The sequence below is a fragment of the Micromonospora arida genome (genome assembly GCF_003857035.1).
GTDB classification, from domain to species: Bacteria; Actinomycetota; Actinomycetes; order Mycobacteriales; family Micromonosporaceae; genus Micromonospora; species Micromonospora arida.
The window spans coordinates 1-5,805 of sequence record NZ_QGSY01000051.1 but is presented as its reverse complement, the minus strand read 5'-3'; the positions used below and the strand labels follow the sequence as shown (position 1 = coordinate 5,805).

General features: G+C 73.4%; 4 protein-coding genes and 1 pseudogene. 2 read left to right on the top strand and 3 right to left on the bottom strand.

The features are described 5' to 3' along the window. The coding region (locus tag DLJ58_RS00750; protein ID WP_124853389.1) for an NUDIX hydrolase at positions 1-566 on the top strand (566 nt) is incomplete at its 5' end. A gap of 345 nt (positions 567-911) precedes the next feature. After that, entirely contained in the window at positions 912-1,862 is a 951-nt protein-coding gene (locus DLJ58_RS00745) for a CDP-alcohol phosphatidyltransferase family protein (protein ID WP_124853388.1), read from the top strand. Positions 1,863-1,919: 57 nt separating this feature from the next. Here DLJ58_RS00745 and DLJ58_RS00740 read toward each other — a convergent pair whose 3' ends face one another. The 3 genes and pseudogenes from DLJ58_RS00740 to DLJ58_RS00730 form a co-directional block, all read right to left on the bottom strand. Then, a complete protein-coding gene (locus DLJ58_RS00740) occupies positions 1,920-3,173 on the bottom strand; it encodes a phosphatidylserine decarboxylase (protein WP_124853387.1) in 1,254 nt (417 codons plus the stop codon). Between the two features lie 637 nt (positions 3,174-3,810). Beyond that, positions 3,811-4,059, bottom strand: a pseudogene (locus tag DLJ58_RS00735) (hypothetical protein); the annotation flags it as partial. Next, positions 4,056-5,805 (bottom strand): PspC domain-containing protein (locus DLJ58_RS00730; RefSeq protein WP_425271284.1); only part of this gene is annotated, 1,750 nt, incomplete at its 5' end. The gene DLJ58_RS00730 and the pseudogene DLJ58_RS00735, both read right to left, overlap by 4 nt.

The following is a 5,805-nucleotide window of genomic DNA, read 5'->3' as shown; positions in this document are numbered from 1 at the left end:
GGCTTTCGCTGACGGAGGTGGCGCAGTTGCCGCTGACCCCGTTCACCGCCGAGGCGCTCGGCCTGCCGGTCACCCCGCTGCCTCCGGCAGCGCACCGGTCGCGGGACCTGTTTCCGCCGCAGCATCCCGACCGTCGGCTGCGCTTCGGGGCGTACGGCCTGGTCACCGACCCCGCTGGGCGGATCCTGCTCACCCAGATCGCGGAGGGCTACCCGGGGGCCGGTCTGTGGCATCTGCCCGGCGGTGGCACCGATCACGGTGAGCAGCCGGCCACCGGGTTGCTGCGGGAACTGGTCGAGGAGGGCGGGCAGGTGGGCCGGGTCGTGGAGCTTCTCGGCGTCAACAATCTGCACAATCCCGCCGCGCTGGGCCCGGAGGGCCGACCTCTGGACTGGCATGGCGTACGGGTGATCTATCGGGTGCTGGTGGACGTACCCACCGGCGCGGTGGTCACCGAGTCCGCCGGAGGGTCGACGGCGCGGGCGGCGTGGTTCACCCGTGAGGAGGCGACTGAGCTGCCATTGAGTGACATCGCCGTCGTAGCAATCGGACAGAGTGGCCGATAGCACCGCGCTCGATGAGCCGACTTGGTGACCCTCCGGTACAGTCAGAGGCGGGAATGATGGAGGAAACGGGCGATGAAGCCCGGGATGGGAACAAGCGAGCGGTTCGAGCGGTTTAAGCCAGATATAAGTACCGCCGGCAGCTATCGCCAAGCCATGTTCCCCTATGCGATGGTGTACTCCGCAAAACGGCTGCCGGGCCATGCAAGGTCCGGCACGAGACAGCCGGACACCCGCCACTTGGCGGTCAGCAGATCCGGTGATGGAGGAAACGTGCCGAGAGCCCCATGGCGCCGGCGTCGTACTACTGACAGTCCGCGCCCCGCAGGGCGTCGCTGGGCGGGCCGGTTGCGCCGCAGCAGCACGTTCGCCCGCCAGGTGCTGTTGGTCCGGGTCGGTCGCCGCGACGGCGACCTGCACCCGACCGACCTGGCCCCGACCGAGCACCGGTACGCCGATCGGCAGCGCCGTCGCTACGGCCTGGACCGGCTCAGCCGGCCGACACTGGGCGTGGACCCGACACTGGGCCTGGACCGAGCCGACGTCGACGCGGTCATGCCGGTCAGCCCGGCGATGCCGCCGATGACGCAGACCGACGAGGCCCACTCGATCCCGCTGCTCCCCGGCGAGCGCACCATGGCGCGCCGGATGAAGTTCGGCCTGGTCAACGCCTGCACGCTGGCCAGCCTGATGCTCGGCATGCTGGCCATCTTCCTGGCCATGCAGGGCGAGGTGCGCATGGCGGCGCTCTGCCTGATCGCGTGCGTCGGCTTCGACGGTCTGGACGGCGCACTGGCCCGACGGCTCGGGGTGGCCAGCCCGTTCGGCGCGCAGATGGACTCACTGGCCGACATGTGCTCGTTCGGTCTCGCCGCGCCGGTCGTGGTCTATGCCTCGCTCGCCGGCTCCGTCTCCACGGCGGCGGCGGCGGTGGCGTGCGCCCTGGTCGCGGCGTGTGCCGCGATTCGACTGGCCCGCTTCAACGTCTCGCCGAAGGACGGCAGGTTCTTCTGCGGGGTGCCCACCACCATGGCGGCCGCGGTGCTCGCCGTGACGGTGGCGATCGGCCTGCCGGTGCCTGGTGCCGTGCTGGTCGCCGGGGTGGCACTGCTGGCCTTCGCGATGGTGTCGAGCTTCCCGTACGCCAAGCTCGCCCGCCTGGTGAAGCTGCCGCCGTGGCTCTGGCTGGCCCCAGTGATCGGCGCGCTGGTCGACATCCGGCTCACGTTCGCCCTGATCGTGGTGGGCTACCTGGTCAGCGGGCCGGTTCTCTGGCTGCGGCAACGTCGTACCGCATGATCTGAGCAGACAGAACGGGGCGCCGCGGACAGCGGCGCCCCGTTCCTCGTTTGCGGATCAGCGCCAGCGGGCGATGACCGTGGACCCGCCGACCACCTTGTCGCCTGGCCCGACCAGCGGGTCCGCGGCCTCAGCGGGCAGGTAGACGTCCGTCCGGGAACCGAACCGGATCAGCCCGAAGCGCTCGCCCTTGGCCAGCAGCGCGCCGATCGGCGCGCGCTGCACGATCCGGCGGGCGATCAGGCCGGTCCGCTGCGCGACCACCACCGTGCCGCGAGCGGTGTCCAGCACTGTGTACGCGGCAACGTTGTGCTCGGCGTCCGGCTTCATCGCGTTGACGAAGCCGCCATCGGCGACGAAGTAGTCCACCACCTTGCCGGCGACCGGGGAGCGGTTGACGTGCACGTCCAGCACCGACAGGAACACAGCGATCCGCAGCCACTCGCCGTCGCCGAAGCGCTCGTCGTGCAGCCGCTGCACCGACAGGACCTTCCCGTCCGCGCTGGCGACCACGGCGCTCGGGTCCTCCGGCACGTCCCGTTCGGGATCCCGGAAGAACGCGGCGACCGGCCCGGCGGCCAGGGCCGGCAGCAGCCACAGCTTGGACGACGGGCGCGCCACCCGGGCCAGCGCCGCGAGGCTCAGCGCGATGCCCGCCGCCGCCACGCCGTTGGAGTCGATGTGCATGCCCCGGGTCACCGGCACGCTCGACGGCCGGTACGCGGGGGCCAGGCTGTCGGCCGTGGCCGAACTGGCCGGGGTGAACCGCAGTCGGTAGACCCGCACCGGCGGCGAGTTACGCAGCACCAGATCGGCGCCGACGCCGTAGAGGGCATCCTGTCGGGCCAGCTCGGCGGCGGCACCCTCGGTTCGGCCGGGAGTGGCGACGGTCGCCACGCTCAGCACCGCCCCGTCGGTGAGGTACTTGGCCAACCCCTCGACGCCGCTGCGGGTGGCCTCGGCGGTGCCGGTGAACGCCTCACCGGCGATGACGACCCCGGCGGCCTCGGCTTCGGCCAGCGAGTCGACGACGGTCACCCGGTCGGCGACCCAGCGGCCCTGGGCTGTGACGTGCTCGCGGAGCGCCGCAGCGCCGAACGGCTCGGCGGGCACCACGGTGAGCCGGTCACCGGGGAGCAGCGCATCGACCGCCGCGGCCAGGACCGCGGAGTCCGGGGTCACCCCGACCAGCAGGGCGGCCTTGGGGTCGTTGATCCGGGCCAGCTCGGCGACGAGGGTACGGGCGGCTCGCTCGCCGATGCGGACCGGACCGGACCGGCCGGTGGTACGCACGGCGGGGGACTGGGTCATGTCGGGCGGGCTCCTGACGGGGGTAGAGACGGGAATCGCGGCGGGACCGCCATGGGCGGGACGGGCCGGCCGGCGGAGGCGAGATCTCCACCAGCCAGCATATGCGTCCGTCCGCGCCGGCCGCACCGCCGTGGGGATGCGGTGGGTCGACGCGGACGGACGCCCGAGGTCACGCTTCCCTGCGCGGGCCCTGCCGCCCGTCACCCGGCTGGTCGCTGGTGGTCTCGACCGGTTGGTCGGCTCGGCTCGGCTCGTCCCCCTCGGACGAGGCCGGGCGGGCGAGGTTCCCGATGGTCGGCTCGTCGTCTCCGTTGCCGGGTTGGCCGGGGATGGGCTCGGTCGGCGGCTCCGACGGCGGATGTGCCAGCCAGGCCGGGTGGATCACGTCGGTGGCCGGCACGTCCTGCGCCCGCACCCCGGTGGTCGGCGTCTCCAACGTCCGGTCCGAGATGAGCGTCGGGTCGGAGGAGGGCGTCCGGTCCGAGATGAGCGTCGGGTCGGAGGAGGGCGTCCGGTCCGAGACGAGCGTCGGGTCCGAGGAGGGAGTGTCCCAGGTGGACCGTTCTGCTTCCCAGACCGGCAGGGGCGCGCCGGACGTCGACGTGGCGGCGCCGGAGACGGGTGCGCCGGAGACGGACGTGCCGGAGACGGGTGCGACCGCCTCGGCAGCACCGGCCTCGGCAATCGGCTCCGGCTGGTTCGGTCGACCCGAGCGCAGTGCGCCGACCAGCCCGAAGACCCCGATCAGGATGAGTGCGCCGGCCAGGAACCAGCCGACCGGCGGCAGCGCGAGGCCGAGCAGTTGGGCGAGTAGCCACCAGGCGGACAGCGCCAGGAACACGAGCCCGAAGGCGAACGACACCAGATCCGTGCGGTGAGCCTTCACCGGGTCACCTCCAGGTTGCCGGCATTGACATGGATGTAGAGGCGCAGGGTCCCGCCGCCGGGTCCGTCCGCGCCGAGGTCGGTGGATTCCCGCAGGCGGCCGTCCAGCCCGCCGGAGCGGTTGCCGAAGACGGTGGCGTCACCCGCGTTGACGTCGGCCACGGTGGTGACGTCCACGTTCGGCGGGACGACCACCGTCGCCTGGCCGAAGTTGACGGCCACCGTCACCTGGCTGTCCCGTTTCGCGAAGTCGATCCCGCGCAGGTCGAGCACGGCGTCACCGAAGCTGTTCTCGTACCGGTCCGCCAGGTCGCGGTGGTCGGTGGGCGCCCAGGTCACCGCGCCGTCGACCCCCCGGATTCGGTCGTAGGACTCGGCGACGGTCGCCGTGCCCAGCGCGGCCGCGGTCACCAGACCGAGCGCGATGAGCCAGCGGGCCCGCCCGAACCACGTGCCGACCAGCAGGCCGAGCGCGATCGTGGCCAGCGCGGCCGCGAAGTACGCCGAGGCGCTGATGGCGAAGACGTCCAGGAGGTCGAGCAGGGCGACCAGACCGAGCACCAGGAAGATCAGCGAGAAGGTCACCGCGCCGAGCGGCGAGCGCTCCTTGGGGCGCTTCGGCGGCTTCGGTGGCTTGGGCGGAGGAGGCGCGGCCGGGGTCGGCGAAGCGTACGGGCCGTGCGGCGCGAACGGGGGCCGGTAACCGGAGGGCGGCGGGGCGGTCGGATAGCCCGTCGGGGCAGCGGGTGCGCTGCTCACCGGCGCCGACGGCCAGCCGGCGCTGGGCATGGCGGTGCTGGGCCAGCCGGGCTGGGCAGCCGTCGTGCCGGCCGGTTGCCCGGACACCGGGCCGACCCCGGACACCGGCTGCGTCGCGCTGGTCGGCGGCGCGTCGTACGCCGGGATGGTGACGGTGGGCGTGGCCCCCGTCGTCGCGGTGGCGTACCCCGGATCGGTGCTGAACATCGGCGGCGTCGCTGCCGGGCCGGTCGACGGCGCCGCGCCGTACGAGGGTGCGGGCCAGGCCACCGGTGGGACGACCGGACCGGCCGGGTTGCCGGACGGCGCGGCGGGCGGCGGACCACCCGGGGTGCCGGGCCGTGGACTGCGGCCGTCCCGGTTGAGCAGGAGCGCGCCGGCGACCAGGATGGCCGCGCCGAGCAGCACCGCGCGGAAGGCGTCGGTGACGATGTACGCGAAGCTGGCCGCGACCAGGATGCCCAGGACGATCACCGTCACCGGGGACATGCTGGAGCGACCACGACCGAGCATGGACTCGACGGGGGACGCGGTGTCGCCCTCGTTCGGGATGATCAGCCAGGCGGCGACGTACACCAGGATGCCGATGCCCCCGAAGAACCCGAGCACCGCGAGCAGCACCCGCCAGAGCACCGGATCGGTGTTGGTGGCTCGCCCGATCGCCGCGCAGACACCGGCCAGATACCGCCCCTCGCGCGGCCGGACCAGCCCGTACCGCGAGGTGAAGCCGGTGCCGCCCAGCGGCGGTGGCGGCGCGGACGGACCGGGACCACCCGGCCCGGGTGGCGTGCCGCCCGGGCCGTAGCCGGTGCCCGCCGCGAACCCTGGGCCTGGGCCGTAGCCCGCCGTGGGCGGCGCGTAGCCGTCGGCCGGATCGCCGGGTGTGGTGCCGGCGGTCGCGTCGGTGCCAGCGTGCGGACCGAACGTGCTGGGCTCGGTCCATTCGGCGGGCGTGGTGGTGGGCGGGGGCGGTGCTGAACCGCCCGGC

What these genes read in the sequence shown, in the direction of transcription:
- DLJ58_RS00740 (WP_124853387.1), bottom strand. Translation starts at nt 3,173, where the DNA reads ATGACCCAGTCCCCCGCCGTGCGTACCACCGGCCGGTCCGGTCCGGTC.